Raw genomic sequence first — 4,290 nt, 5'->3', positions numbered from 1 at the left:
GGACACACCGCGCTCGGCGCGCTACTCCCACTCGATGGTGCCGGGAGGCTTCGAGGTGATGTCGTACACCACCCGGTTCACCTGGGCGACCTCGTTGACCACCCGGTTGGAGATGCGTTCGAGCAGTTCGTAGGGCAACCGAGCCCAGTCGGCGGTCATCGCGTCCTCGCTGGTGACCGCACGCAGGACCACCGGGTGCCCGTAGGTGCGCTCGTCCCCCTGCACCCCCACCGAACGGACATCAGCCAGCAGCACCGCGAACACCTGCCAGATCTCACGGTCCAGCCCGGCACGATGGATCTCCGCGCGCACGATCGCATCCGCGGCCCGCAGCGCCTCCAAGCGCTCCAGGGTGACCTCACCGATGATCCGGACAGCAAGGCCCGGCCCGGGGAAGGGCTGTCGCCAGACGATTTCTTCGGGCAGCCCGAGCTCCTCGCCGAGCCGACGGACCTCATCCTTGAACAGCATGCGCAACGGCTCCACGAGGTTGAAGCGCAGATCGTCGGGAAGCCCACCAACATTGTGGTGCGACTTGATCTTCGCTGCGGTCGGTGAGCCGGACTCGATGACATCCGGGTACAAGGTCCCCTGTACGAGAAACTCGATCTGAGCTCCCTCGATCTCGGCCCGCGCCTCAAGCTCGCGGGCCGCGCCCTCGAAGACCCGGATGAACTCCCGGCCAATGATCTTGCGCTTGCGTTCGGGGTCGGTGACACCGGCAAGCGCGGCGGCAAACCGGTCGGCTGCCCTCACATGGACCAGCTCGACCCCGGTCGAGGCGACGAAGTCGGTCTCCACCTGTTCAGCCTCGCCCGCCCGCAACAACCCGTGATCGACGAACACGCAGGTCAACTGATCACCTACCGCCCGGTGCACGACGGCCGCCGCCACCGCCGAATCCACCCCGCCGGACAGTCCGCAGATCGCCCTGGCAGCACCGACCTGGGCGCGCACCGCCGCCACCGCCTCGTCCGCGATGTTGAGCATGGTCCAGTTCGGTCGGCACCCGGCACCGGCGAACAGGAAGTGCCGCAGGATGTCCAGGCCCCAGTCGGTATGCACGACCTCCGGGTGAAACTGGACGCCGAACAGCCGCCGCTCGGTGTTCTCGAAAGCCGCGACCGGAGTCGACCGGGTGGCCGCGGTCACCACGAAACCCGGCGGCGGCGCCGTCACCGAGTCACTGTGGGACATCCACACCTGCTGGGCAACCGGCAGATCCGCGAACAGGACGCCCGGTGCCGCGACCGCGAGCCGGGTCGCGCCGTACTCCGCCGTACCCGTGCGCGCGACGGTCCCAGCCAGCGCATGCGCCATCACCTGATGGCCGTAGCAGATGCCCAGCACGGGGATGCCGGCACGAAACAGGGCCGGATCCACCTCAAGGGCACCCGGGGAGTACACCGACTTCGGCCCGCCCGACAGAATGACCGCGGCGGGACGCCGGGCAACGATCTCTTCGACCGGAAGGTCCCACCGCACGATCTCCGAATACACGTGGCACTCGCGGACCCGCCTGGCGATGAGCTGAGCATACTGGGCACCGAAGTCCACGACCAGAACCCGGTCGTGGACGGAATGGGATCCCGAATCGGTACCGGTCGAACGTCCGGCGGGCTGCGGGGCTGCGGTGTTCACGGCGCCAGCCTACGAAGCCGGCAGACCGAAAGCCGGGCGATCATGGCTCTTTTCCCACGGCCGGCGGCACGGGACACCGCCCAGGGCAGCCGCAGGTGTCACAGGTGTGCCACAGACTGTGACACGACTGTGGTACCGCGACGACGGGGAACCATCGTCCGAGTAGCCTGAGCGATCGTCACGATCCCGGCATTCATCAGTGCCATCAAGCCGTGTCCGCCCGGCCACCCATAGGTTCGGCGAGAAGGGCGTCGGCCGCATCGAGTCGGAACTGGACAACAGTTCCCCGGTCTCCGGCGGCGCCGAAAGAACCATGATCGGATCTTCTTTGGGCGGCTAACCTAGGGTAGGCGTCTTTCGGGCCGCCTGTCCGTACCGCTAAGGTGCCAGTCGAGGGACATCCGGACCCGATACCGAGCCATCCTGGTACGACGTGTTCCGGGAGGCTGGCGGAGAGGTTGCGAAGGTACGTGCGCAGACAACCGATAGCCAGCAAGGGCGTCGACGCGCCCACGGCATCCCAGGTGACGCCGGAGGAACCCGCCGACGGTGGCGGGCATCGCGTCGACGCGGCCGCCATTGCGCTGCCGAGACCCGGCGGCCTACGGCGGATAGCGGCGAACCTTGCCACTCCGTCGAACTGGCGGGTCCGGACCAAACTGATCGCGATTCTCGCCGTCCCAATGATCGCCATCCTGGTCAACGCCTCCCTGGGTGCCAATACCGTCCTTAGCAGCACGCGGGAGATCAACCGGGTCCGGGACATGATCCAGATCGCTCGCGGCGCCACCACCCTCGTGTTCGAGTTGGAGCGGGAACGTACCTACACGGTCGGATATGTCGCGAGCTCGGGACAACAGCGTTCCCTCGATGCGGTCAAAGCGGCACAGACACGGGTCGACCAGGCGGCCAGGGACTACGAGGACGCCACCAGGGGACGCCAGAACGCCTTCAGCGACCAGACCCGGGCGGCAATCGCAGCAGCAGCCAACCGGCTTTCCCGACGAGAGAATGTGCGCGCGACAGCGCTGACCATCGTCTCGCCGAACTCCGTCGAGGTGGCCTATACGGCCATGATCAACAGTCTTGTCAACCTGGTCGCACTCATTCCACAGGGTCAGGACGACGGGTCGCTGCTCGCGGACGTGGTAGCCACCGACGCGATTGTGCGCTCCGGAGAGCTCCTGGCTGCCCAACAGGCGCTGATCTACGGCGTTCTACAGAAACAGCAGTTCGACAGCAGCGACTATCGCACGTTCGTCGGGTTCGGCACCGAGCGAGAGAGCCAGATTTCTCGCTTCGAGGGCACGGCCACCCGCCTGCAAAGCGACCTGTACCGCACAACCGTCGCCGGTCAGGACGTGTCCCAGGCCAGCGATGACGCGCAGACAGTCCTTACGGGACGAATCGGGCAAACCCCCGATATGGACGCCCAAAAATGGCTGCGGTCAACCCAGCAGACGATGGACCTCAACCGTAAAGTCACCACCTCGCTCCTCAACGACACCGACAACCGAGGCCAAACACTTCGTTCGACTATTCAGCGCAAGGCGCTGGTGTCCGGCCTGCTCATCGTTCTCATCCTGGCCACCGCACTCCTCGCGGCAATGGTCGTGGCCCGCTCCCTGGTGCGTCCGCTGCTCGGATTGCGTGCGGCTGCCCTCGACATCGCGGGACACCGCCTACCTGAGGCCGTCCGCCGCCTGCGCGACTCCACCGAACAGGACATCGACCCCGACATCCAGCCGGTCGGTATCGACACCGAGGAGGAAATCGGTGAAGTCGCCCGTGCGTTCGACGAGGTACACCGGGAAGCCATTCGTCTCGCCTCCGAACAGGCGGTTCTGCGGAACAACGTCAACGCGATGTTCGTCAACCTGTCCCGACGAAGCCAGGGCCTGGTCGAACGGCAGCTGCGGCTGATCGACGATCTGGAGAACCGGGAGCAGGACCCCGACCAGTTGTCCAACCTGTTCAAGCTCGACCACCTCGCCACCCGTATGCGCCGGAACAACGAAAGCCTGCTGGTCCTCGCCGGCACCGACACCGCCCGCCGATGGACCCACCCCGTCCCGCTCAACGAGGTCGTCCTCGCCGCCATCTCCGAGGTCGAGCAGTACACGAGGGTGAAGCAGTCGGCTGCGGCTCCAGTCTCGATCGCCGGACACGCGGTGAGCGACGTCGTGCACCTCATCGCCGAGCTGCTGGAAAACGCGACCTCGTTCTCGCCACCGGCAACAGAGGTGCTGGTCACCAGCCACTCGCTCGGCCCCGGCGCGGGAGCAATGATCGAAATCGAGGACCGCGGCATCGGCATGCCGGCCAAGGATCTCGAACGCATCAACGACCGCCTGGCCAATCCACCGGTCGTCGACGTGTCCGTATCCCGGACGATGGGTCTGTTCGCGGTAGGTCGGCTGGCCACCCGACATGGCATTCGGGTCCAGCTGCGGGAATCGACGTCCGGCGGCATAACCGCCGTGGTACGGCTACCAGCCAAGGTTGTCGCCGGTGACGCGTCGTCAACCGCCCCTGCGCGGCCCACAGCCAGCGTCGGCGGCGGCCGTACATCGGCTGGCAACCGACCGGCACTCGACAGCGGCTTTCCCGCCGCCATAGCCAACGACAACGCAATGGCGGCCGGTAACT

Annotated in this window: 2 protein-coding genes; one reads left to right on the top strand and one right to left on the bottom strand. The window is 66.4% G+C overall.

The window, feature by feature from the left end:
- Nucleotides 1–21: 21 nt before the first annotated feature.
- A complete protein-coding gene (guaA, locus tag U9980_RS00450; RefSeq protein WP_416210094.1) occupies nt 22–1,563 on the bottom strand; it encodes a glutamine-hydrolyzing GMP synthase in 1,542 nt (513 codons plus the stop codon).
- Between the two features lie 548 nt (nt 1,564–2,111).
- Between guaA and U9980_RS00445 the strand changes: the two genes are divergently transcribed.
- Nucleotides 2,112–4,290 (top strand): nitrate- and nitrite sensing domain-containing protein (locus tag U9980_RS00445; RefSeq protein ID WP_322766199.1); only part of this gene is annotated, 2,179 nt, incomplete at its 3' end.

It is taken from the genome of Protofrankia sp. Cr1 (assembly GCF_963555865.1).
Classification (GTDB): domain Bacteria; phylum Actinomycetota; class Actinomycetes; order Frankiales; family Frankiaceae; genus Protofrankia.
The sequence above is the reverse complement of the archived record's forward strand: the minus strand, read 5'-3'. Positions and strand labels throughout refer to the sequence as shown.